At 61.2% G+C, this 23,023-nt stretch carries 22 protein-coding genes; 13 read left to right on the top strand and 9 right to left on the bottom strand.

Annotated features, from left to right (window positions below; all coding sequences use genetic code 11):
• Nucleotides 1-76 precede the first annotated feature (76 nt).
• Nucleotides 77-505 carry a DUF6640 family protein gene (locus tag KVF90_RS04545; RefSeq protein WP_264393667.1) on the bottom strand — a complete coding sequence of 143 codons (429 nt, stop codon included), beginning with the start codon at nucleotides 503-505 and terminating at the stop codon, nucleotides 77-79.
• Nucleotides 506-574: 69 nt separating this feature from the next.
• Here KVF90_RS04545 and KVF90_RS04540 point away from each other — a divergent pair, with 69 nt between their 5' ends.
• Nucleotides 575-1,189: a TetR/AcrR family transcriptional regulator gene (locus KVF90_RS04540; RefSeq protein ID WP_264393666.1), complete on the top strand. Its 615-nt coding sequence runs from the start codon at nucleotides 575-577 to the stop codon at nucleotides 1,187-1,189.
• A gap of 42 nt (nucleotides 1,190-1,231) precedes the next feature.
• Here KVF90_RS04540 and KVF90_RS04535 read toward each other — a convergent pair whose 3' ends face one another.
• Complete coding sequence (locus tag KVF90_RS04535) at nucleotides 1,232-1,936, bottom strand: hypothetical protein (RefSeq protein WP_264393665.1); 705 nt, start codon at nucleotides 1,934-1,936, stop codon at nucleotides 1,232-1,234.
• A gap of 584 nt (nucleotides 1,937-2,520) precedes the next feature.
• On the opposite strand from KVF90_RS04535, the gene KVF90_RS04530 reads away from it, so the two are divergent.
• The gene (locus tag KVF90_RS04530) at nucleotides 2,521-3,003 is read left to right on the top strand and encodes a GFA family protein (RefSeq protein ID WP_319641055.1); all 483 of its coding nucleotides are present in this window, start codon (nucleotides 2,521-2,523) and stop codon (nucleotides 3,001-3,003) included.
• 301 nt (nucleotides 3,004-3,304) lie between these two features.
• On the opposite strand, the gene KVF90_RS04525 is transcribed toward KVF90_RS04530, so the two are convergent.
• Nucleotides 3,305-4,681 carry an apolipoprotein N-acyltransferase gene (locus KVF90_RS04525; RefSeq protein WP_264393664.1) on the bottom strand — a complete coding sequence of 459 codons (1,377 nt, stop codon included), beginning with the start codon at nucleotides 4,679-4,681 and terminating at the stop codon, nucleotides 3,305-3,307.
• A 94-nt stretch (nucleotides 4,682-4,775) separates the two neighbouring features.
• Here KVF90_RS04525 and KVF90_RS04520 point away from each other — a divergent pair, with 94 nt between their 5' ends.
• Complete coding sequence (locus KVF90_RS04520; RefSeq protein WP_264393663.1) at nucleotides 4,776-5,333, top strand: PadR family transcriptional regulator; 558 nt, start codon at nucleotides 4,776-4,778, stop codon at nucleotides 5,331-5,333.
• Between the two features lie 32 nt (nucleotides 5,334-5,365).
• On the opposite strand, the gene KVF90_RS04515 is transcribed toward KVF90_RS04520, so the two are convergent.
• The gene (locus KVF90_RS04515; RefSeq protein ID WP_264393662.1) at nucleotides 5,366-6,010 is read right to left on the bottom strand and encodes a DJ-1/PfpI family protein; all 645 of its coding nucleotides are present in this window, start codon (nucleotides 6,008-6,010) and stop codon (nucleotides 5,366-5,368) included.
• 53 nt (nucleotides 6,011-6,063) lie between these two features.
• Between KVF90_RS04515 and KVF90_RS04510 the strand changes: the two genes are divergently transcribed.
• On the top strand, nucleotides 6,064-7,074 hold the full coding sequence (locus tag KVF90_RS04510) for a GlxA family transcriptional regulator (RefSeq protein WP_264393661.1): 1,011 nt from the start codon (nucleotides 6,064-6,066) through the stop codon (nucleotides 7,072-7,074).
• Nucleotides 7,075-7,311: 237 nt separating this feature from the next.
• Here KVF90_RS04510 and KVF90_RS04505 read toward each other — a convergent pair whose 3' ends face one another.
• Together KVF90_RS04505 and KVF90_RS04500 are read right to left on the bottom strand one after the other, a co-directional pair.
• Nucleotides 7,312-8,019 (bottom strand): LytR/AlgR family response regulator transcription factor, encoded by a 708-nt coding sequence (locus KVF90_RS04505; protein WP_264393660.1) that lies wholly within the window; start codon nucleotides 8,017-8,019, stop codon nucleotides 7,312-7,314.
• Nucleotides 8,013-9,374 (bottom strand): sensor histidine kinase, encoded by a 1,362-nt coding sequence (locus KVF90_RS04500; RefSeq protein WP_264393659.1) that lies wholly within the window; start codon nucleotides 9,372-9,374, stop codon nucleotides 8,013-8,015. The genes KVF90_RS04505 and KVF90_RS04500 overlap by 7 nt, the downstream gene beginning before the upstream one ends.
• On the opposite strand from KVF90_RS04500, the gene KVF90_RS04495 reads away from it, so the two are divergent.
• From KVF90_RS04495 to KVF90_RS04485, 3 genes are all read left to right on the top strand, one after another.
• On the top strand, nucleotides 9,373-9,531 hold the full coding sequence (locus tag KVF90_RS04495) for a hypothetical protein (protein ID WP_264393658.1): 159 nt from the start codon (nucleotides 9,373-9,375) through the stop codon (nucleotides 9,529-9,531). The two genes, KVF90_RS04500 and KVF90_RS04495, sit on opposite strands and share 2 nt — an antisense overlap.
• 179 nt (nucleotides 9,532-9,710) lie before the next feature.
• The gene (locus KVF90_RS04490) at nucleotides 9,711-10,580 is read left to right on the top strand and encodes an ABC transporter ATP-binding protein (RefSeq protein WP_264393657.1); all 870 of its coding nucleotides are present in this window, start codon (nucleotides 9,711-9,713) and stop codon (nucleotides 10,578-10,580) included.
• Nucleotides 10,574-13,783 (top strand): hypothetical protein, encoded by a 3,210-nt coding sequence (locus KVF90_RS04485; RefSeq protein WP_264393656.1) that lies wholly within the window; start codon nucleotides 10,574-10,576, stop codon nucleotides 13,781-13,783. The genes KVF90_RS04490 and KVF90_RS04485 overlap by 7 nt, the downstream gene beginning before the upstream one ends.
• 67 nt (nucleotides 13,784-13,850) lie before the next feature.
• Here KVF90_RS04485 and KVF90_RS04480 read toward each other — a convergent pair whose 3' ends face one another.
• Both KVF90_RS04480 and KVF90_RS04475 read right to left on the bottom strand, forming a co-directional pair.
• Nucleotides 13,851-14,492 (bottom strand): TetR/AcrR family transcriptional regulator, encoded by a 642-nt coding sequence (locus KVF90_RS04480; protein WP_264393655.1) that lies wholly within the window; start codon nucleotides 14,490-14,492, stop codon nucleotides 13,851-13,853.
• A gap of 22 nt (nucleotides 14,493-14,514) precedes the next feature.
• Nucleotides 14,515-16,704: a TonB-dependent receptor gene (locus KVF90_RS04475; RefSeq protein ID WP_264393654.1), complete on the bottom strand. Its 2,190-nt coding sequence runs from the start codon at nucleotides 16,702-16,704 to the stop codon at nucleotides 14,515-14,517.
• A gap of 134 nt (nucleotides 16,705-16,838) precedes the next feature.
• Here KVF90_RS04475 and KVF90_RS04470 point away from each other — a divergent pair, with 134 nt between their 5' ends.
• From KVF90_RS04470 to KVF90_RS04455, 4 genes are read left to right on the top strand one after another with little or no spacing between them, the layout of a single operon-like run.
• Nucleotides 16,839-17,438 (top strand): hypothetical protein, encoded by a 600-nt coding sequence (locus KVF90_RS04470; RefSeq protein WP_264393653.1) that lies wholly within the window; start codon nucleotides 16,839-16,841, stop codon nucleotides 17,436-17,438.
• The gene (locus KVF90_RS04465) at nucleotides 17,435-18,982 is read left to right on the top strand and encodes a GMC family oxidoreductase N-terminal domain-containing protein (protein WP_264393652.1); all 1,548 of its coding nucleotides are present in this window, start codon (nucleotides 17,435-17,437) and stop codon (nucleotides 18,980-18,982) included. Before KVF90_RS04470 ends, KVF90_RS04465 begins: the two co-directional genes overlap by 4 nt.
• 27 nt (nucleotides 18,983-19,009) lie before the next feature.
• Nucleotides 19,010-19,789, top strand: a complete 780-nt coding sequence (locus KVF90_RS04460) for a hypothetical protein (RefSeq protein ID WP_264393651.1) — start codon at nucleotides 19,010-19,012, stop codon at nucleotides 19,787-19,789.
• Complete coding sequence (locus tag KVF90_RS04455) at nucleotides 19,782-20,888, top strand: saccharopine dehydrogenase NADP-binding domain-containing protein (RefSeq protein ID WP_264393650.1); 1,107 nt, start codon at nucleotides 19,782-19,784, stop codon at nucleotides 20,886-20,888. Before KVF90_RS04460 ends, KVF90_RS04455 begins: the two co-directional genes overlap by 8 nt.
• Before the next feature lie 309 nt (nucleotides 20,889-21,197).
• On the opposite strand, the gene KVF90_RS04450 is transcribed toward KVF90_RS04455, so the two are convergent.
• The gene (locus KVF90_RS04450; RefSeq protein WP_264393649.1) at nucleotides 21,198-22,022 is read right to left on the bottom strand and encodes a CPBP family intramembrane glutamic endopeptidase; all 825 of its coding nucleotides are present in this window, start codon (nucleotides 22,020-22,022) and stop codon (nucleotides 21,198-21,200) included.
• An 81-nt stretch (nucleotides 22,023-22,103) separates the two neighbouring features.
• On the opposite strand from KVF90_RS04450, the gene KVF90_RS04445 reads away from it, so the two are divergent.
• Nucleotides 22,104-22,550 carry a hypothetical protein gene (locus KVF90_RS04445; RefSeq protein ID WP_264393648.1) on the top strand — a complete coding sequence of 149 codons (447 nt, stop codon included), beginning with the start codon at nucleotides 22,104-22,106 and terminating at the stop codon, nucleotides 22,548-22,550.
• A 49-nt stretch (nucleotides 22,551-22,599) separates the two neighbouring features.
• Nucleotides 22,600-22,869, top strand: coding sequence for a transcriptional regulator (locus tag KVF90_RS04440; RefSeq protein WP_264393647.1), 270 nt, complete (start codon nucleotides 22,600-22,602; stop codon nucleotides 22,867-22,869).
• Nucleotides 22,870-23,023: the final 154 nt, after the last annotated feature.

Below are 23,023 nucleotides of genomic sequence, written 5' to 3'. Positions count from 1 at the left end.
GGAGGCGCAGCATCCGTGAGAAAGCGGGGCAGCACCACACTGGGCGCCCGCAGCCGGAGCGGATGCGGGGAGCCGCTCACCTTTCTCTGCCCCGCTCTGCCGCGTTACCGTCGGCGATCGCGAGATAGCTGAGCACTGCGCTGACCATCAGCATCATCACCAGAGAAGCGTTAACCGATCCAAAGCGATGCTCGGTTCCATCGCTGTTCACCATCGACCCGCCGTAAAGATCCATTGTGAAATACGAGACCAGAAATGCCACCGGCGCCACCAGACCAAGTCTTGCCGCAAGGCGAAGGTCCTGTCGGGTCCAAGCCATGAAGACTGCGGCGGCGGCGAATGCCGAGTTCGTCAGCAATTGCCAGACATCATGCAACTTCGCGTGCCCGGGCCAGTCGGGGTTGAAGATGTGGGTCGGACTGTACTCGAGGTAAGGCACGAGAACACCGAGGACAGATACCGCGACGGTAAGCATGACGCGGCGGATAGAGAGAGTCGAAATCACACCATTCCTCAGAGCATCTATTGACAGTGTCAATTTACAAGCCGCATTGACACTGTCAATAAGCTTGCGATGAACGGACATCTCGCTCCTCAGGCACGCCAGACCTCCTTAAAGGATTCCCTCCTACAGAATGCACTGGCGATCCTTGACGAGGCAGGTCCGGATGGCGTGACCATCCGCGCTGTTGCGCGAGCATCGGGAGTGTCGCATGCCGCTCCGGCGAACCACTTCAGGGATCGACGGGACCTCCTGACCGAATTGGCTACCGCGATCTTCGGCCAGTACCTTGCCGAGGTGGAGCGTCAGCACGTTATGCACCACGACCGCGCCAGCGCTTATCTCACGTCGCTGTTCAATTTCTCGCAGGTGTACCCCTGGCGGTACAGCCTCCTGTGGCGCAAGGACCTCATCGACTGGGAGGATGCTAAACTCCTCACTGTCTGCGAGAAAGCCTATAAGGACTTCTTGGGGGCTCTATCCTCTCGCAAGACAAGTAGCGCTCCAGATGTAACCGATATAGAAACTCTCGGAACAGCCCTGTGGTCCATGGTTCACGGCTATTCCGATTTGCGCGCGACTGGCTTTTTTGAAGCCCGAACGGACAGTGTCACAGGCCAGCCGCGCCTCGTAGCCATGCTGAGATTGCTGCTGCCGTCATGCGGGAACGACCGACTACCGGATTGAGCTCTGCCGGCTTCGACCTGCGTCAGTTATCGTCGGCACTGTTCAATCTAGAGGCCATTTCAGCGTCGTGACGCCAGCCTGCCTCCCTTCCCCCTCGTCACTAGTACCCAGCGCACCGATTACCTTGCAATATGTGCCCCTGCTCTTGCAGATCGCATCGAGCATTTCCGTTTCCCGGTTCTCCGGATCGATCAGCGTATTTGATCCTCGCACGAGAAGCGTGAATATGCCCTTGGAGCCATCGAGGCCCGAATAGCCATGGAACCGGGTGCTGAGCCCGCGACCTACGATCTGGCACGGCCGGCTGCCCGAATTCTCGCGCTGGCAAGCCTCAATGGCATAGCGGTCCGCATCGACCTGCGTGTCCATGTTATAGGCAACCCAGGCCGTGCGGTCCGATCCGACCTTGCCGTCGGGCAGTGCGGCTGCACCGTAATGGCGGAAGTCATATTCCTTTGCGCGCGGCCCAAACACTCGGAGGTCGCCGGCGAGCCGCGTCAGCACCTTCTTGCATGGGAGCAGCATTTGCGGCTGACACCTGCTGCGTCCGTCCGCAAGCGCCGAGGCCTCATCAACACCCGTACCGAGGAACAGCTGCCCTTCCTCGTTGCGGACCCAGACAGCAAAACCATCCCGCGCTTCCCCGGCAGCCACGCACCCGCCGCCGGTAAAGCGGTTGCACATGTCGAGAACAGCGCTGCGGGCCGCCTGCAGATCGGTGAAGCCGCCAACTGCAAAAGGAATCACGTAGCGCGGGTGGATGGCATAGGCGCCCCAGTGAACCAGTACATTGCGTAACGCGCATGCATGTCAGAGGACTTGTAGACTTCGGCTGCTGATCAGGAGCGCAAGGGCCTGACGGCGCGGGTCGGGCGCATTCCTCCTCTAGGTTACACCGCCCGACCTGCTTTTTCACACTGCAGCGCCGCTTTCGAGCACCGAATCGAAAAGAGGACCGGTTGAATCTGGCGATCACACTGGATGCAGCTATGGCTTGGCGCTTGACCGGATCCTGACGCAGCACTTTAAACGGCCATACTTCCGCGAAGGCAGTGATGATTCTGGATGATCTGCTGGTGATCGGCAGTGGCCGGGACGAACTGGCCTGGGAGATCAGGTTATCGTTGGACACCTTTGAAGCGAGCCAAACCCTGCTACGCGGACGGTTCCCCTTGCATGCTGCGGAACAAGATTGATGCGATTGCAGAGTTGCGCCGCAGGCTTGAGGCGAAAATCGCAAGTTTTGAGGCAAGCTGCAATCCGGTGGCGATTGTCAGCATGCCATATTCGGGCGGCGCGGAACCAGTCAGACAAGGTGCAGGAGCAGAGCTATGGCACATAACAGCTTCGCCTTTACAGGAGGCTGCCAATGCGGTGCGATACGATACCGGATCATGGTCCGGTCCGCAGCCGCGCATCTGTGCCACTGCCGGATGTGCCAGAAGGCAAGCGGCAACATTTTCGCTGCCCTGGTCTGTGTGCCGAAGACCGAAGTGTCGTGGACACGGGGCAGCCCTGCAGCATGGCGCAGCTCGTCGCAGGTCGATCGAGGATTCTGCCCCGCGTGCGGAACACCCCTGTTTTATGACGATGTCAGCTCGGACACCATTTCGTTCATGGTCGGATCCTTTGACGAACCTTCGCGATTTCCGCCGGACTCTCATCACGGGATCGAGAGTCGGGTTAGCTGGTTCGCAAGCCTTTCAGAGATACCCGATCACCAGCCTGCCCAATCCGCCGAGCGAGCCGAATGGGCTAATGCCATCCAAAGGAGCAACCGCCAGCATCCGGACCACGATGGCGGTCTCACCTGAAATCCGGAATACTGGACGTCGCGATCTCGGCGCCCGCGGCGCGCCGCTCCTTTGCAGTTCATCGCCGAAATTGATCGCAGGGTCCTGGCTGGTCCAGCAGGGCGGCGCTCGTCAGTGCGACATGTACGCGGGAACGTGACAGGGTCCCTACCTTGGTCTCGCACTAGGCGGAGATACGCGTCCTCAGGCCGCCGCCTGCTCGCCTGAAGCCCGGATCCGCTTCCGGCGAAGCAGAGCCTTGGCCATCGCAAGTGCGATCAGGACAACAGTAGCCAGCAGGCAAAGACCGGCAAACAGATCATCAACCTGTCCGTAGAGGGTCGCAACCTGCCGGGCAGGGACATCGGCGATCGCGATGCCCCCCCCTGTTCTCGAAGGAATTGACGCGCTTGAGGGCCCGGCCAATCGGGTCCGTAATGATCGACAGCCCGTTGCTGGTTGCGCGAACGATCGAGAAGCCACTTTCGATGGCGCGGAAACGGACCATCTCTCCATGGAGGGGGGTGATCTCCGGCCAGTCATTGGACGGCACGGCCAGAATATCGATGCCACGGGCTGCGGCCTGGCGGGAAAGCTCCGGAAAGTCGGCGTCAAAACAGACCATAGCTCCGACCCGCCCATGTGGCGTGTCGAGCGTAGGGATCACACCATCGCCGGCGCGGATCGGTTCGCCCGGCACTGGCTTGGCCTTGTGGTAGGTAAAGGCCAACCCGCCTTCAGGCGTGAATGCCATGGCTTTGTTTTCGAACGGGGCATTCGGGTCTTGCGGTGCCACGGCAGCGCCGATGATGAGATAGACGCCATTATCCCTCGCGAAGGCCTTCGCTTCAGCGATGAACTCTTCCTCGATCGGTTTGTCGTACTGCGCTGCCGACTCGTACCAGACGATGATCTTCGCCCCCTCCCTGGCAGCCTTGCGCGAACGTTCGAACAACTTGCCCCAGCGGCCGCGTGCCTTCTGGCTGCGGCAGCCAAGATCCGCGCGGTCGTTGCAGCCTTCAAAGAATTTGTCCGTGACGTCGGCGGGGTTGCTGAGCGCCGCTACGCGAACCTTGGGTGCGTCATCGAACGACATCTGCTGGCGCAAGAGACCATATCCAAGCACACCGATCAGACAGAGGGCGAAGAGTACGGGGGCAAGGGCCGGCCTGGGTGAGGGGCTGGTCAACAGCGCTGCAAGGATGCTGGCGCACCAGCCGATAAGGAAAGTAATACCCCATATGCCGATGACCGATGCAAGCTGCGCAAGCGGCGCAAAGTCGAGCTGGGTATAGGCTTCATTGCCCCAGGTGCCGAACGGAGTGCCGGAAGCTGCAATGAATGTCAGCGCCGTTGCGGCAGTCGGGAACACCAGAGTACCCGTGAAGCGGTCGAGTTGCGGTGCCGCGACACGGTGAAGTGCATAGGGGACGGCTGACAGGAGTCCCCCAATCACGCTCACCGCGATATATTCCGCTTCCGGCATAGGCAGAGCGCCGCGAAACATGATGTAGCCCGCGACAGACCAGACACCTGCCATGACCAGCACACCGATCCAGGCCCGCGTAGTCATCACAAAGGCGAGCAGCAGTGCGGGGGCGAGCCATGCGCCCCAGACGGTCCCCGTAATCCCGTTGCTGAAACAGGCAGCGAGGGCGCCGCCCGCAAGTGCGGCCCAGCGCCAGGCGGAATTGGACATGGTCAACCTTCTTCCTTATGCAACTTGATGCATATCTGGTAGCCAGCATCGCGGGCTTATGCAATAGCGGGCATATCTGCCAGGGAGCCCGAATTTGTCGCTTCGCCACCTCATCCTCGCCGTCCTGCTCAGGGAGCCTTCCTCAGGCTATCAGGTCACGCAGGAATTCGATCTGGTCGCCGGCTTTTTCTGGAAGGCCACGCACCAGCAGGTCTATCGCGAGCTCGCCGCGCTGACGAAGATCGGGCATGTGGAATTCAGGACGGTCGAACAGACCGGGAGGCCCGATAAGAAGGTCTATTCGATAACGCCTGCGGGAATTGACGAATTCAACGCATGGTTCGCTACGCCAACCCAGCCACCGCGCACGCACGATCCGTTGATGATCAAGTTTTTCGCTGGCGGTGAACGCATTGATGAGCTGTCTCGCCAGCTCAGGCTCTCGATCGCGGCTCACGAAAAGGCCCTAGCTGTTCTCAGGAAGGTGGAGAGCGAATACTATCCGGAACCGCCCGATCAGATGCCCTCGTGGAAGCTGTGCATCTATCTCAGTCTGCAATTCGGAATCGAGCGAGAGGTGGCCTGGCTCAATTGGGCGGACCGGAGTGCGAAAATGTTGGAGGCTTCCAGAGCGGACGAGCACAGCGCCTGAGCGCAACGCCCGTGCGTGGGTGCCGGTCGCGCTTATTGCTGCGGAGCCATGGCTGCAAATGCGGCGCGCACCTCGGCCTCGATAACCGGACCTGCCTTGGCCGGGCTGCCAGCCTCAAAGGGCGGTGCGGGATCATATTCGAGAAACAGCTGGATTCGCTTTGCCGTGTCTTCCCCGGCGATCTCGGCGGCGAGTGCCAGACCGAAATCGATCCCGGCCGTGACCCCACCGCCCGATATGCGGTTGCGATCGCGTACGATCCGCTCTGCCACCGGCTCGGCACCGAACAGGGGCAGATGGTCGATGAAGGCCCAGTGGCAGGCCGATTTGTATCCCTTGAGCAACCCAGCCGCGCCAAGCAGCAAGGCGCCGCCGCAGACGGAAGTCACGTAGCGCGCCGCGCACTCTTGTCGCTGGAGAAACGCAAGAGTCGGCGCATCCTGCATCGCGGCGAGCTGGCCGGGGCCTCCGGGCACGCAGATGACATCTAGCTGCGGGCAATCATCGAAGGTGCCGGTCGGCATAAGCGCAAAGCCCGCATCAGTTTCGACCGGTTCGTTCCTCTTCGCTACCATGTGAATACGCGCGTCGGGGAGCTGGCTCAATACCTGGGCCGGACCAGTTGCATCGAGCTGAGTGACGTAAGGATAGATCAGAAAGCCGATATGCAATGTCATGGTGCGTCTCCTGGAGGACGGTTTAGACACAATTGCGTTTGGCAGATATGACAATGATCGACTATATTATGCCAATGGCGCGACGCATCATTTTCCTCGTCTATGACGGCTTCGAACTGCTCGATCTGGCGGGGCCTATGTCGGTTTTCGCGACAGCAACGGCGCTTTCTCCGGACGCGCGATACGAAACGAAGGTCTGCGCCAGTGCCGAGAAGGTTACGTGCTCCAGCGCCGTCACGCTGGCTGCCGAACCCTTCGCCCGGCTAAAGGTTGGCCGAGGCGATACGGTTCTGGTGGTGGGCGCTTACGGGGAGGCCCTCCGCGTCGCCATGCGCGATGCTGATCTTGCCGCGCTGTTGCGCGTCTGCGCGGCTGAGGCTGATCGCTATGGTTCGATCTGCACCGGAGCCTTTGTTCTTGCGGCGGCAGGCGTCTCACAAGGCAAGCGCATCGCCACGCATTGGCGAGCAGTCGATCCCTTGCGGCGCAGGCACCCGGAGCTCACCGTCGAAAACGAAGCCCTTTACGTGGCCGACGGTTCGCAGTGGACTTCAGCAGGCGTTACGACTGGCATCGATATGGCGCTCGCGATGGTCAGGGCCGACCATGGGCCGACTCTGTCCGGCGAGGTGGCAAAGCAGCTTGTCGTCTATGCGCACAGGCCTGGGCACCAATCCCAGTTCAGCGGGATCACCGACCTGCAATCGAGGCAGGACGCCCTGTTCGCCGACCTGCTGGCCTGGTTGCCGACGCAGCTGGCGAACCCGCCATCTGTCGCCGACATGGCGCAGACTTGCGGCATGAGCGAGCGCAGCTTCAACCGCCGGTTTAAGAGCGTGATCGGGATGCCACCGGGGCACTACCTCGAAGACCTGCGTATCGCACACGCGCGCGCCCTGCTGGAATCCGGCGAGTCCGTGAAGCGCGTTGCCGCCATGGTCGGGTTCAGTTCCGAAGCCGCCTTTCGCACACGCTTCGGCAAGCACACCGGGATTGGCCCGGCGCATTACTCCCGCATGCACAGGACCGTCTCGACTCATGGCTCAAACGACGGACCGCGTTGAGTGTCTGCGTCGCGGTCGAAAGGAGAATTTCAGCTGCTGGAGACCAAAAGTCTCAAACTTCCCTGCGGCTTCCGGCTTAGAGCCGTGCCAATGTTTAGCGTCGCGACTTGTTGACCCAATGCCTTGCACTGCTCGCCCGGATGCGCGTGCCGTGGCGGTTCCTATCGCTGTTACAGTTCACTCCCCGGCCGCTAATCCTGAATCCGGTTTGATCGCGGCGCGAGGGGCGTAATGTGTTCAGCGCTTCAAATGCGTCTGTTTCAGGCGCTGCAGCGTGCGGGATCCGGGGCCCCGATAGCTGCGGCCGATCGATATTCTGATTCCGTTTGCGAGGCTCACGGCACCCGACCGCAGCTCGGCGATCGCATCCACATTGACGATGTAGGACTTGTGCAGCCGCACGAATGCGTCGTCAGGCAGCGTTTCTTCAAGCTTCCGAAGCGTAATTGTAGCAAGGGCGCTTTGCCCATTGCTCCAGACTCTCGTGAAGTTACCCTCGGCCTCGAAGCAGGTAATCTCCGCGAGACGAAAACGACGAAAGGCGCGATCGACCTTCAGAACGATGTCGCGTTCAGCCGCCGATGGATCTGCATGGAGCCTGCGACGCGCCTTCCCGAGTGCTGCTCCCAGACGTTCAGCGCTTACCGGTTTCAGGAGATAATCAATGACATCGAGATCGTAGCCGTCGAGGGCATGGTCGCGGTGTGCGCTGACGATGATCGCCAATGGCGGCGTTTCAAGCCCGCGAAGCAGGTCCAGTCCTCCGAACCGGGGCATCTGAATGTCGAGCAAGAGCAGATCGACCTTGCAGGCAGAAATGGCTGCCAACGCTTCGGCGGCATTGAAGCACTGTCCCACGATGCGCACGTCAGGATGCGCGGCGCAATGATGAAGCAGCACATCGTGCGCGAGAGGTTCATCGTCCACGATCAGCACGTTCAGCATGGGCGCAATTCCATGATCAGCTCAGCCTGCCAGCTGTCACCGTCGCTGACGCTCGAGAGAGAAAAGCCAGTGCCGATCAGAAGCTCAAGACGGCGGCGAAGATTAGCAAGGCCCACACCCGCGCCGCCTGTCGCAAAGCCCGGCGCAGGCAAACTGTTGCGGCAGGTAAAATACATGGAAGCATCGCTCAACGTCATGGCAATCTCGACATGGCTTTCGCCATCGCACGGTTCAACTCCATGTTTGAAAGCGTTCTCGACCAGCATGATGAGCAGCATGGGGGGGATGCAATAGCGATCGGGATCTTGAGGCCAGCGAGAGGTAACGCGGCACCGCTGGCCGAAGCGGAGCAACTGGAGGTCGATGTAGTTGCGAAGATAGGCGATCTCTTCATCCAGCCCGACCTGTTCCCGGTCGCCTTGATAAACCGCGTAACGCAGCAGGTCCGAAAGCTTGACGATCGCCCCGGCGCTGGTTTCACGATCGCGCAGGGCCAAGGCGTAGAGCGTGTTGAGCGCATTGAACAGGAAGTGCGGATTGATCTGCTGATGAAGCATGTGCAGCTCGGCCCGCACCTGATCATGGCGCCCGATTGCTACCGCCCGCTCAGCCAACAGCCGCTCGCTGACCAGGATCAACGGGATAAGGGCGACCCAGATTGCAGCACAGAGCGCGTAATTGAGCGGGTCGAAAGGATTATGATTTTCCGATGGCAGGAGGCTCCAGTCCGGCCCGTTCAGTGGCAGAAGCAGGACAAGGCTTGACGCGATCGGTGTGTAAAGGATCCAGAAAGCCAGGCTGGCAAATAGAAATTCAGCCCAGCCGCGATTGCGAAGAACCCAGCGGATCAGCACGTGTCTGCAACACCAGTAAAAGCCGATGACCAGCGCCCCCATGACAATAAACTGGGAAAAGTAGCTTAATGAAGTGAGCGGATGGGTGACGATGTAGCCGGGATCGAACCACGTCGTGAAAGGCTGGTTGTTGACGGGATCGTCGACCGAGGCAAACATCGAGGTAGCGGTCAGTACGAAGACAGCGACGAGCGACGTGATGGCTGCATCAAGCGTAACGGGAAGGCGCCTCAAAGCAGATAGGATCGAGCGGGGCTGTGCTGTCCTGCCCAGCAACGTCGCCGCGCTGAAGCCCGCCGCCACTGACCAGTCCCTGATGCTCACAGGGTAGCTGCTGCCCTGCGCCCACGCGATCGTGGCCGGAAACAGCAGGAATCCAGCCAGCCACGTGAGGAGAGCCTGCCCCCCCACGCAATTTGCCAGCAGCGATATGCGCTGCGAGCAACGGCAAGGAAACCGCCAGCAGCGTGACGCAGTGCAGAGCAAACGCTGCCCAATCATGGGCTCCTTCCGCCTGCTGGCGACTGAACGCGGCAAGCAGAACAGCGGCGAGCACAGGAAGGGCCTCAAGAGCCCATCTGGTCAGCATCGTCATGTCTGGTCGGTTACCGTTCACATCCTCGCCCATGGTTTCCTGAACGCTGGTCTGGCGGAATGAGGCGCGACCTGTAACGCGCCGAATGACGAACAGCGCAAATGCGATGATGAACAGCCCGATTGGCTGCAAATGGGCCCGAGAATGCGCTTCATCACTGTTCGCTGACCTATCGTCATCGTTCGCTTGCTCCGGTCGTGGGCCAGCGCAATCAGCCCCGCGCAATTGCTGGCGGAGAACCCATGCTTGAAATTCGCAATCTGAGAAAGACGTACCGCGGCAATCTGCTTGCCCTGAACGGGCTCGATCTTGTGCTCGGACCCGGCATGTTCGGCCTGCTTGGCCCCAATGGTGCGGGCAAGAGCACTCTCATGCGGACGCTCGCAGGTCTGCAGTTGCCGGACGCGGGAAGCATCAGCTTTGCTGGCATCGACGTCCTTGCCGACCCCTTCGCCTTGCGACGGCGGCTTGGTTACCTGCCCCAATCCTTTGGCGCTTATCCCTATATTGGTTGCAGAGCACTGTTGCGCCACATGGCAGTACTCAAGGGACTGCCGGATGATGTCACAACCGCGCGTCAGATCGACAGCCTTATCGAACTGACCAACTTGGCGGCACATGCGTCGCGGCCCGTCACCAAGTTCTCCGGCGGGATGCGCCAGCGCTTCGGCATCGCGCAAGCGTTACTGGGCGATCCCGACCTGCTCATCCTTGATGAACCCACCGCCGGGCTCGATCCGGAGGAACGGCTGCGCCTCTACAATCTGCTCAGCCAGTTGAGCGCTGATCGGATCGTGCTGCTTTCCACCCATATCGTCGACGATGTCGAGCAACTCTGCAGCGAAGTCGCCATTATCCAAGCCGGCCGGATCGTCGCTCGCGGATCCACCGACGCGCTGGTCGGGGACATGGCCGGAACCATCTGGGAAGGACAATCCCTCGCGGCTCCCGCGTCTGACGCCGTGCTGCTGAACTCCGCTTTCCGTCGCGGCGCGCCGATCCACCGCTATCGCAGCATGACCAATCCAGGCGCCGGATTTGCCGCCGTGCAACCCACCCTTGAAGATCGTTATTTCGATGAACTGCGCCGGGCGCAGGCAGCAACATGCTGAACCAGCTGCAATGGCGCAACGAATGGCGCCTGCAATCACGCAACCCGCTGGTGTGGATCGCATTGGCGATCACGGCTGGCTTCAGCCTGATCATCGCCGATGGCAGCCCGGCAGACCCGGGCACACCGGCCGTTGCAGCGCTGCTCCGGATCAATTTGTTTATTCCAGCCTTTATCCTGCCGTTCCTCGCCGGCGCTCTGGGCTCGCTTTACTACCTGCGCGAGAGTGACCACGGCATGGCGGAATTGTTCGGGGCCTATCCGATTACGTTACGCCAATGGCTGCTTATGCGCCTTGGCAACTTCACTTTGCTTCTGGCCGGCGCATGTCTGATCGCGCAGCTTGGCTTTGTTGCCGTGCTTGCCGATGAGCATCCGGGTCATGTGTCGTCGATGGTCGGCCACTCGGCACTGTGGCTGATGGTCCTGCACCTGCCCTCGTGCCTCGTCTGGGCAAGCGCTCTGGCGTGGGTAGCATGCCGTAAAGGGGGAAGCGGGTTCCTCTATGCTGCGGCCGCAATCGGGTGGATTGCCTATTTGGCGATCGCCAGCCTGATCGGCCTGCCGCTCATTGCGGGAAGCGAAGTGGTATTCCCCAAGCTCTGGCAGGCCATGATGGTGCTCGATCCCTATGGCGCCACCACAATGATAAGCGCCATGCCGCAAAGCGGGCCACTGCACTCGCGTGAGGTGAATGTGGCGGTGAGCAGGGTCCTATGGCTGGCGATCTGCTTCCTGTTGCTGAGAGGGATCCGGGACAGGCCCAACCAGACCGAGCAGGACACCAAAGCCAGCGGGCCCATAGCCCGAGCAGTCGGGTACATGAGCCAGTTTCGTATCCGCTGGTTCGATTATGGCGGGTACAGCAGCCTTGCGCTTCATTTACGATACGTCCTGCGCGACCGGATTTTTGTGCTTATGGTTGCAGGCTGGACCGCCATCATCCTGCCCGAAGCTTTTGCCGGACCGGATTACGCCGAAGAACTTTCGCGTGTTCTGCCTGACAGCCGCGATGCGCTCAACCGTGTGATGTGGGATGTCGTGCCGATCGCAGGGGCACTGCTGCTTCTCTACGCCGCTGACAGGGTCTGCCGGATGTACCCGGCCACGCGGATGCACGAACTCTACGCGGCCACACCGCATCGTCCAGCGCGCCTGATGGCAGTCCAGGTTGCAAGCCTGTGGTGTATTGCCGCCTTCTTCCTGGCTGTTGGCGGGATAAGCGTGGTCATCGCGCAATGGCTCAACGGATCGGTCATACAGCCCATCGAGTTCGTTCTTCAGCTTGGCTATTCGCTTCCCGCCTGGTTGCTGATGGGCGCAGCTTTTGCCGCACTGCATGCTCTTGTTCGCCTGCGGTTTGTGGCGAACCTTGCGTGCCTGCTCCTAGCCGTGCTCGGCTTCACCAGCCTTGCCCCTCGACTGGGGCTTGAACACCCGCTCTGGCGCCCGCTGTTCACCCCCTTGTCCGCACCGGACCATTACTGGGGGTTCGAAGGCAGCCTGTCCGGCCACACCCAATATCTGTTGTTCTGGGTGCCGGCATGCGTTGCTGTGGCTTGCCTCGCGACTGCCTCGCATCACCGCACCCTCCCGTTTCGCCAGACATCGCTGCGCCGCGTCATGCGCGACCCTGTGGCATTGCTGGCGGCTGCGCTCGTGGGGCTGGCTGCCTGGCAGGGCAACCTGGTTGATCGGGAACTGCGGAATGAAGGTCTGCTGGTATCGTCAGAAGCGCGGGCAAAGCAACGTGCCGATTACGAGCGCCGTTACGCGGTGTGGCTGCAGCGCCCGCAGCCAGAGATTGAGCACATCGGCGCTGAGGTCGATTTCCGGCCGCGCGAAGGCCGGGTCAGCGTCCGCGCCCGGCTTCGCCTCATCAATCGCACCGCTGGCCCGATCACCGAGATTCTGGTCGGCCGGAACCGTTTCTATCAGGGCAGCACCATCACGCTCGGTAATGCTTCGATCCTTCGGCGGGACGTTGCACTCGGCCAGACGATCTATCGGCTTCACCGTCCGCTTGCACCCGGCGGCACAGTCGATCTCGACTTCGGTACAGTGCTGACCCAGTCAGGAATCGAAGCTGCCTCTTTCCCCTTCGTACTGCGTCCATCATTCAGCAGCGTGCCAGTCCACGCAATATTGCCGGTGATCGGTTTCAGGCGCGAATTGACGCTCCGCGATCCTCTCACGCGGCAGCAGCAGGGCCTGCCTCCGCTCACGCTGCTTCCCCCGTCGGCATTGCCCTCCCCGCCGACTGGTTCGCTTCTTAGCGACCTCGTGAAGCTGGACGCAATTGTCACTACCGACAGCGATCTTCACGTGGTCGCGCAGGGTGATCGCATCAGCCGCTGGCAAAGGCAGGGACGCAGCTACTTCCAGTATAGGACAGGTGGGCCAATTCGGAACCTCCCGGTGTTCTATACCGTTCCCTGGAAACCGCAGATCTGGTCAGCCGGTCCATTGAAGATTGAAACCTATTCGCCCGAAGGCCTGAGGGACGATGATCCCAACCTTCAGGCAATGCGTGATACGCTGGCGTGGCTGGGCCGTGACATCGCCCCCTACCCGGGCAATACCCTGCGGCTTGTCGCCATTCCGGACATCGGGCCAAGCGGCTACGCCTATCCCCAGATCATGGAGATATCGCACCGGCTGGGCTTTCTCGCCCATCCGGAGCCCGGAGCCGGTTTCAGCCAGGTCTATCGCCGCGCCGCGCATGAGACCGCGCACCAGTGGTTCGGACATCTGCTTGGCCACGGGATTCCCGAAGAACGCGGCTTTCTGGTCGAGTCGCTGGCGAAATATGCCGAACTCGTCATGATCGAGCGGCGCTTAGGCAAGGGAGCAGTGCAAGCGCTGGTCCAGTTTGAATGGGATCGCTATCGGCAGGCAAGGCTCGACCTGGATCAGCCGGTTGCACCACTGATTGATGCGGAAGCCAGCGAAGACATGTATTCGCGCGCCACTCTGGTCTTTGCCTGCGCTCGGTCAAAGCTTGGCGACCAGCCCGTCATTGAGGCGCTCCGGCACATGGCAGTCCGGAGCAACGCAACTCAGACACCTGCCAGGTCCATCGAATTTGTCAGGGCCATGACCGCCAATGTAGCGCCTTCTTTGCGCAAACCGGTCGCGGCGCTGTTTCTGTCATCGACCCCGCTCGAAGATCAGCTGGCCCGCCTTGGTTGCGCGCTCGAATGAGGCCAAGAGTCAAACGCACCGGTTCGCCAGCTTTCGGGCGGCTTCAGGTTCTTCAGGTCGCGGATCATCATTGCGTAAGCTCGTCCTTGGCCAGCTGCTGGCACAACTCTTCGATCGCACGTTCAAACCCGGCGAGTGCGGACCGCCGTCGCTTGCCGTAACCTCTCAACAGCGATGCGCCCTCGATCAGCGCAACGATCAGGCCGGCCTGACGCTTTGCCTTGCGTTTGCCGAGGCCGGGAGAGACCTGCGCGATGGCCGATGCGATCTCCTCGATATAATAATCATAGTAATGATCCATGATCTTGGCGATCGCCGGGTCCCGCCCTGCAAGAGCCCACATCTCCCAGAAGATCTGGCAGCTCGCCTTGGTTTCTTGATCACGCAGAAGATATTCGATGATCTGCCGCAGCCTAGCCTGCGGGCTCCCCCGGCTGCGCCGACCCGCGGCTTCCAACGCAACCTGATAAGCTTCGATGGCCCGCTGCAGCAGCGCAGCCAGAAGGTCTTCCTTGGTCCGGAAATAATATTGCAGATTGCTCAGCCGGATGTCGGCAGCATCGGCGATACCGCGCATGGTGACGGGGCCATAACCGTCTGCGATGATCAGGTTCGTCGCTATGTCGAGGATCTCCTCGACCCGGCGCTGGCCCTTTTCACGTACCGCTGTGCCGGGCCGGGTCGATGGGCTTTTCTCTGCTCCTGGCAACCTGCAACGCCCTTTTTTCCGGTCAGTATTTCCAGCTCAAGACGATACCATACTGGCGCGGAGCGGCCAACTGGGCGGTCTTGAGATCGAAGTTTTCGGCAAGAGCGTCGATACCATGGGCAAGGTACACCTCGTCAGTGAGGTTGCGCCCGAACAGCGACACCCGCCAGCGACCATCGGGTGACGTGACGCCAAGCGACGCATTGAACAGGCCGACATTCCCTGTCGACAGGTCCGGATCATTGAACGGCGTAAAGAAAAGATTGCTGCTGTAGACATATTCGCCGCGCAGACTGAGTTCCAAGCCGTTGTCCAATTGCGGCGACCATTCTGCAGCCAATGACAAGGTATTTCGCGGCGCGCGCGGCAGGGAATTGCCCGCCAGATCGATCCCGCCAAAGTCGAATTCACGATAGCGAGAGACGAGGTGGGCATAGTTGATATCGAACGTCAGGGCGCGTGTCGGCGCGATCCGCAGCTCCACCTCCCCGCCCCTGATCCGCGCGCGCGCCGCATTGGTGATCTGCACCAGCGGCAGTTGTCCGCCTGTATCGATCGGGGCGAACACCTGCAGATCGGAATAGTCGTACTGGAAAAGGGCACCGTTCAAGCGGACCAGCCGGTCGAACAGAGTGGTCTTGGTTCCGAGTTCATAGGCCGTGATCGTCTCCGGCCGGAAGGCAGTTTGCGCGGCCACCCGATCACCGGGGAAGTTGTTGAAACCGCCGCTCTTGAAGCCGCGTGTCACGCTGGCATAGAGTAGCACGTCGTCTGCGGGCGAATATTCGAGGATCGCCCGCGGCGAGAGATCATCGAAGCTCACGGAACTTTCAGTCAGCGGAATGAAGTCGAACGTGCTGCCATCGAGCAGTTCGTAGGTGCGGGTGATGGCGATGCGCTTGCGCTCGTTCGAATAGCGCAGCCCGGCAGTGAGTTTTAGCTGGTCCGAGAAGCGGTAGCCGAGCTCGCCGAACATGGCGACGCTCTGCGTCTTTGTGCGGGCGTCCGTCAGCTCGTCGGGAATTTCAAAGAACGACAGCATGAATTCGTCGTCGGATTGGCCGCGTTCATCGAGGAAGAAGCCCCCCACAATCCACGAAAAGCCGCGATCCCCTTCGTGCGATACCAGTCGGACCTCCTGCGTGAACTGCCTGGCTTCCTGAACGGTATCAACATGGACAACGGGGAACGGCGTGCTGTCGTAGTCCTCGGTATAGGCAATGTCGGTTTTGCGATAACCGGTCAGCGCGGTCAGGGTTGCAGGGCCCACGTCCCAACTGAACTGGCCTGACAGGCCAAAGATGTCGCGGCGGATAAAGGCATCGACCAGGTCATAGCTGCCGGTGAAGCGGTCTGGGCTTTCGCGATAAAGGTCGAACAGGGTCCCGGCGACCACTTCCTTGAAGGTGCTGCCAGGCCGGTCACGCGCGATATCGGCACTGATGGTCGCCTCGAAATCCGCTGAAGGCTCGAAGCGCAACTGGCCGCGGATGCTGAAGCTGTCCTCGTCGTTCAGCCGGCGCTGGGTCGTCTCGTCGCGCGACCATCCATCCCGCTCCTTGTAGGCAGCGGAAACCTTGGCAAAGACCGTGTCCGACAACGGGCCGCTGATCGTGCCCCGGGCTGTGCGCTGCGAGAAATTGCCGACCCCCAGCTCCACTGCAGCCCGCGTCTCCGGTCCCGCCTTGGTGGTCTCGATCCTGATCGCACCGCCATTGGTGTTGCGTCCGTAAAGCGTGCCCTGAGGGCCGCGCAGAACCTCGACCCGGTCGATATCGTAGAGGTCGAACAAGGCGGCCGAGGCGCGCCCGACATATATTCCGTCGAGATAGACGCCAACGGCGCCCTCTGCGGTGATCCCGTCATCGTTCGATCCGACCCCGCGGATATAGAGCTGCGGCGAGATCGTCGAATAGCTTGAAAGATAGAGCCCCGGCACCTGCGCCGAGATGCCGGTGAGGTCGGTGACACCGCTACTGGCGAGAGATTCGCCCCCGACACTCGAAATCGAGATTGGTATGTCCTGCAAGCTTTCCGAGCGGAACTGGGCCGTAACCACGATCTCTTCGACCCCGGCTTCCTGCTCGACATTTTCCGCGACAGTCACGTCAGCCGGTGCATCGGGCTGCACCTGTGCCGAGGCGGCACCCAGTGGAATTGCGCTCGCCGCCGATGCGATCAACAGCCGCCGAAAATATTGAATTCCTGCCATATCAACCTCCCCTTCAAAATTCGCTTGCATTTAGGTCATATGACACATTACGAGTCAAGTGATGATCGAGTTTTGCCTTATCGGGCATCCAGATCGCGATTTCGTTGGTTACTTGACCTATAAGGGGGCTGCCCATGAGTCGGGCCGGAGTTCTTTCGCGACGCAGCTTTCTTGGTGTCGGCGGCGCGGCGGTGGCGGCGTCATTGGTGGCCGGATACGTCACGCTTGGCGGGGATGATGCGGAATACCGGGCGCTTGGCGGCGGGTTCGAGCCGGTGGTGCTCGACATTGCCGAATTCGGGATCCTCAGCGCGGTCGCGGCAGCGATGATCGCGCCGCTTCCCGGTGGCCCGAGTGTGGTCCAGACCATGACGGCGGCACGTATCGACCGCGAATTGTCCCTGCACCACGACAACACGCTGGCGGCGGACATCAAGGCGTCGCTCACCTTGCTGGAATATCTCCCGCTTACGCAGGGCTTCGGCGCCCGTTTTTCGGCGCTCGGGACCGGGGATCAGCTGAAATTTCTGAAGCAATGCGCAGCCGGTGGGCCGGGCGTCGTGCGCGCGGCCTATGCAGGCATCCGCTTTCTGGTCGTGTTCTTCTATTTCACCGACGACCGGACCTGGCCCGGCCTCGGCTACGCGGGTCCGCAAATGCCCGAAAAGCTGTTCGAAGGCGGCAACCGCATCGCAAACCTCGGACCTGGCCAGAAGAAGGGGTTGCAACCATGATCATCGAACACGACCAGGTCCGCGGCGATCTGAATGAACAGGCCGACGTGGCAATCATCGGTTCGGGGTTCGGCGGCATGACGGTCGCACAGGATCTCGCGGCGGCGGGCTACAAGGTCATCGTCGTCGAGCGTGGTGGCTATTACACGGCGGCGCGCGGCGATCTGGATCAGCGCAGCGACAACATGCTGGCACGGATCGACGGCGGCAGAGGCCTTGGCGCGACGTCGAGCGGCGAGATTTCGCTGATGTACGGCAACTGCGTCGGTGGTGCGAGCGTCCACTACTGGGCTGACAGCTGGCGCCTGCCCAAGGACCGGGCTGAGCTTTACGAGCAGCTGGGTGTCGAAGGACACGAGCACGACACGCTGGCCCCGATTTTCGACCGGATCGAGCGCGACCTGAATGTCCATCTGGCCGGGTCCGAATACTACAACCGGATGAACCAGCTGTTCGATGAGGGCGCGAAGAAGCTGGGATGGCATGTCGAAGGCGTGCCGCAGGCGCGGCGCGGCTGCGCGATGAGCGGCCACTGCTATCAGGGCTGCTCTTACGACGCCAAGCAATCGGCGCTGGTGACCAGCGTGCCGGGCGCAATGAACGCCGGGGTCCGCATCTTTGCCGACGCCGAAGTCACCGCAATCCGCCGCGACAGCAAGGGCGCGGCCAACGGCATCGAAGCGCGGATCCTCGATCGGGCCACCGGGCTTCCCAAGGGGCCGGTGCTGCGCGTGAATGCGCGTGCGGTTGTGCTGGCTGCGGGGGGCTTCTCGTCAGCGGCAGTATGGTTGCGGGCAGGACTGCCCAACAGTAGCGGGCAGGTGGGCCGCAATCTCTACGTCAATCCATGCCCCTATCTTTACGCCTTGTACGACGAGCCGATCAACCTGTGGGAGAATATCCCGACAGCAACGGGAACGGCCCAGTTCCGCCTCGCGCGCTACGATGCGGCGGGCAATTATATTGAGGGCGGCTACCTTCTCCATCCCAATCAGATCCAGGCCGAATTCCTGGCTGTGACGCTCCCCGGCATCGGTCAGGACCTCGGCAGCCTGCTTGAGCAGTTGCCCAATATCGGCAGTGCGGTCTCATGGATTGATGATGAGCTGCCGGGATATATGGCGATCGATAGCTATGGCCGGGCTTCTTATCATTACGAAGTGCGCGGGGTTGACCTGCTCAAGACCCGCGATGCCTTGAAGAAGCAGGCCGCGCTTCTCTTCGCCTCCGGCGCGCGCGAGGTGATCGTGCCCGATATTCCCGGGACGCGGATCAAGGGGCCGGAACAGATCGGCATGCTGGATACGCTCGACATTTCCGGCGGAACTGCGCTGTGGGGCGGGCCACACCCGGCCGGGACCCTGCGCATGGGCCCCGATCCGGCCCGCTGCGTGGTCAAATCGAACCACGAAGCGCACGAGGTGCCCAACCTGTTCGTCGCCGATCCGAGCGTGCTGCCCCTCCCGCCCAGCGTCGATCCCTCGCTGACCATCATTGCCTTCTCGGTCGTTGCGGCCCGCGCAATTGCGGAACGCCTGGGCTGATCCAATCCTGCAAGAGGAGAGACTTCCATGTTCTCACCGCTCGGCCTGCGCCTGTGCCAGTTTTTCATGCTGCTCCAAGTCTTCAGCTATACCGACACGGTCCGTTCGATTTCGCGCGGAGCTTTCGACACGATCGGACTTGTCGGCCCGATGGTCCGGATGGAAGCCGTGGCGAACGGCTTCTCGGCGCTTGGATGGGCCATGGCCCTGGCGCTGACCTTCACATCACTCGCGCCGCTGGCCGGCCGAGTGGTTTTCGTGCTCGCGGGCATGATGTGGTTCGACGTGCTGACCACCTGGCCGCTCGACATGCCCTTGCCTGACGGCTTCCTCTATTGGGGCAGCGCGGTCGTCCTGATCCAGCTGGCCATCGGGTTGGCACTGGACCGGCGGTTCGGCGCCGCCGCTAGCGGCGTCGTGCCAGGCTGGTCGCGTTATGCGTGCATCGCTTTCGCTCTGGTCTTTGCCTGGTCGGCATTCTCGGTCTGGCGCGGTGATTTCGCGGATAGCGCGTTGCCTGCGATTGTCCTGGGCCCGCATGCCATCGCCAATGGAATCGCGGCGGCTGGCTGGATCGCGGTGTTCGCGATGGCGACCGCCGGCCGTTCGGACTGGGCCGGGCGGTTCGGCCTGTTCCTGTTGGGCATGTGGTTCTGGGACATGGTCACGACCCTGCCACTCGCATTGCCCCTACCGCCTGCGCAGGCGGTGTGGGGGCCCCTCTCCGTCGGATTGATGCTGGCCGTGCTCGCCCCTCTTTTCGGCCGTATCGCCCTTACGAAGAACCAAGGATTGAACAATGAGTGAAGCAAGCCGGGGCAAGCCCTCGCGGCTCTTGATCGTCGGTGCCTATGGTGTGGTTGGTGAACAGATCGCCGAGATCATGGCGCGCGAGCATCCTTCAGTGGAGCTATGGCTGGCGGGGCGATCCTTGGAGAAAGCTGCGGCATTGGCCAGCAATATCCCGGCGTCGATTGCGTGCCGGATCGACATCGAGGATGCCGATCCACTCTGCGGCCTGGAGGCCATGCCGGACTTGATCCTGGCGGTCGCCAATGACGCGAGCAACAATCTGCTGCGCGCGGCGCTGGACCGGAATATCGCCTATATCGACATCACCCGCTGGACCGAGCGCATGGTGCACGCGGGCGACTATGTCCGGGCGCGGAAACCATCGCAGCCGGTCTTGCTGGCATCAGGCTGGATGGCAGGGGTGGTGGCAACAGTCTCCGCGCATCTCGCAAGCATGTTCGATCGTGTCGAACAGCTGGAATTCGATGTCCTGTTCGCGCTGAAGGACAAGGCAGGGCCGAATTCGTTCGAATATGCGGATCGCCTTCGGGTGCCGTTCACAGTCTCGATTGGCGGCAAGTCCGTCAAGAAGATGCCGTTGTCCGATCCCAAGCAGGTTGCTTTCTCTGGCGGAAGAACCTTCACGGCGGTTCGCTTCGATACGCCGGATCAGGTTACGTTGCCGGGAGACTTGGGCATACCGACAGTCGCGTCTCGCGTCACATATGATGATGCCAAGGTGATGGGCTTCATGCGGTTCATGGTCGGCAGCGGGATCTGGTCGGTCCTTTCCCTTCCGCTCTTCGACAGCCTTCGCCGTTCGCTGCTGTTCAACCCGGGACCGGGCGCCCCGCACGAGGTCCAGATTACGGCAGCAGGCAAGCGCGCGGATGGATCAGAGGCTCGCGAAACCGGGACACTTGTGGATCCACTTGGCCAGACGCACATGACTGCGATCGGTGCAGTGCTTCAGATTGAACGCGTGCTGGGCCTCAGCGGCCTGGCTGTTCCGATCAGCGGCCTTTCCTACCCCGAAAAGCTTGCTGACCCGGCAAGGGCGGTGGAAAGATTGAAGGAGCTTGGGCTTCAACTGCTGATTGATCCACCTGTCTGATTGTCAATTCTTAGCCTCTATCAGACCATCTGGTTTGTTTTGCACTCTCTGGGGTCGTTTGCTGAACTTCGGCTTCCGGAAAGCAGGCAACACAAGCCGCTGCACAAACGCCGAGGGTGAGCCGCGACGCCACAACTGGCACAGGTATTATGGCACATTGTGGGCATTGCGGCCATGCGCTTGTACTTCCTACCTGCACCCAACCCAATTGCCCGCCCAGCGGAAAGTACAGTTTGCGCGTTTGGCAATTCAACCGCGGGAAAGGGCGGTCACAGGTCGATAACATCCCTCCCCTATGCGCTCTGAGGCTCAAGCAGCATCAGCCTCACTTTTGTGATGGGAAGCAAGCGGCGCGGCACTTTTGGGCGAAAGTACACGGCGCGCCCAAGGGCGCACGAACAGGGCGACAATGTCGATCGCACCATGCAGCAGCATCACGTGCAGCAGCGAGCCGGTCCGGAGATAGACGAGGGTAAGGATTCCGCCCGCGAACATCGTGGCAAGGACTCCGCGGACGCCCTGATAGGCATGCGCGAGCCCGAAGCAGAGTGCCGCAAACACGAAAGCGAAGGGCAGCGACCCCGTGATGTGCAACATCAGAAGCGGCAGCGCGAGCCGGAAGAACAGCTCTTCGCTGAAGCCTGCATTGATGCTCAGCGCGATGCCATACAACGCCTCGCGCCCATTGCGCGGGATCAGGGCGTCAACGTCATTCGGCGACTGGTCATCGGTATCCCTTGCGCTCTTCTTATCCCGCAACCGCTGTACCAACACGAAGATCGCGACATTTATGGAAACGCCGATTGCCATGCCAAAGAGCATTTCCGGCGTGACGGGCCGATCCGGCAACTTGAGCATAGCATTTGCCTGATCGAACGCCTGCGGAAACGGATCAAAAGGCACGAGGCCGCCCGCCAGCCAGAGGCTGACGAAACTGGCAAAGGTGAAAAACGCAAAGGTGGTCGCGATCCAGCGCCCGTAAGTGCGCTGCCGCGACAGGCTGTCCTTGATCCTCACAAAGCGTCGGAATTCGGCCATATCGCGGCGCACCCACACCGCGCCCGCTGCCAGCATCACGATGACCCAGATCACTTCAATCAGCACAACAGCCTCACAGTTAAAATCACTTTCCATTTTGGAAAATGATTGATTTCCGCCTACAGGTCAACGATTGTTTTCCAGATTGGAAAGTGAAGCGCGGGTGGATAGGCAGGTATGAAAGTGGATGATGCAGCCGCTGGCCTCGATGCCGTTGCTCGGGTCCGATCCGATCTCGCCGATCGCGCCCGGTGGTCCCTGCTCCGACATGCGGCATTCGGCATCGTGATGGGTGGAATTGTGGCAGGCTGGGCACTGCCGGGTCGCTGGCCACTTGTTGTCGTCGGGCTGTGCCTTGCCGCTACCGCTCTCATCGCCGCCCGGGACCGGCAGCGCGACGGTATGTTCATCAGCGGCTACCAGCGCGGCAAAACGCGCCCGGTGACGCTTACAATAATCGTCGTGAGCTTGTCGGCATTGTTCGCCGCTGTCTTTCTCCGCAGCCGCATGGGTCTGGTGTGGGCGCCCGCGCTGCTCGGGCTTATGACCTTCGCCTTTTCGACCGGCGCCAGCATCATCTGGGAAAAACGCTATCGCTCCCAACTTGTGGAGCAGGACCATTAGCGCTTCGGGGTTCGATCCGCTCATTCATCCGCTCGCGCGGTTGCAATTGATGGCTTTGCTGTCCGATGTCACGGACGCGGAGTTCGCTACGCTGCGCGACATGCTCGGCATCAGCGATTCGCTGTTGTCGAAGCACCTCGCTGCGCTGAACGAGGCTGGCTATGTGCACCTGACCAAGGCAAAGGCGAATGGTCGGCAGCGCACATGGGTTGCTGCGACAACGGCCGGTACCAAGGCGTTCAGAGGCCACCTTACCTCGCTCCAGATGCTCGCAGACCGGACCAGATCTGCTGACCAGCCAGAAGGTTCACACAGCTAAACCGCGCAGTCGCAAGCTTGCGATGGACACAGTGCCTGTCGAGAATTTCTCGACCATTCTCGCGCCCCTTGTGTCGCACGGCAACAGGTTGCCCGCCATGCGAGGCGGTCAGTCCGGCGAGACGCAGGCCTCTCGAACCAGTGCCATCAGCCAC

Source organism: Porphyrobacter sp. ULC335 (assembly GCF_025917005.1).
Taxonomy (GTDB): Bacteria; Pseudomonadota; Alphaproteobacteria; order Sphingomonadales; family Sphingomonadaceae; genus Erythrobacter.
The sequence above is the reverse complement of the archived record's forward strand: the minus strand, read 5'-3'. Positions and strand labels throughout refer to the sequence as shown.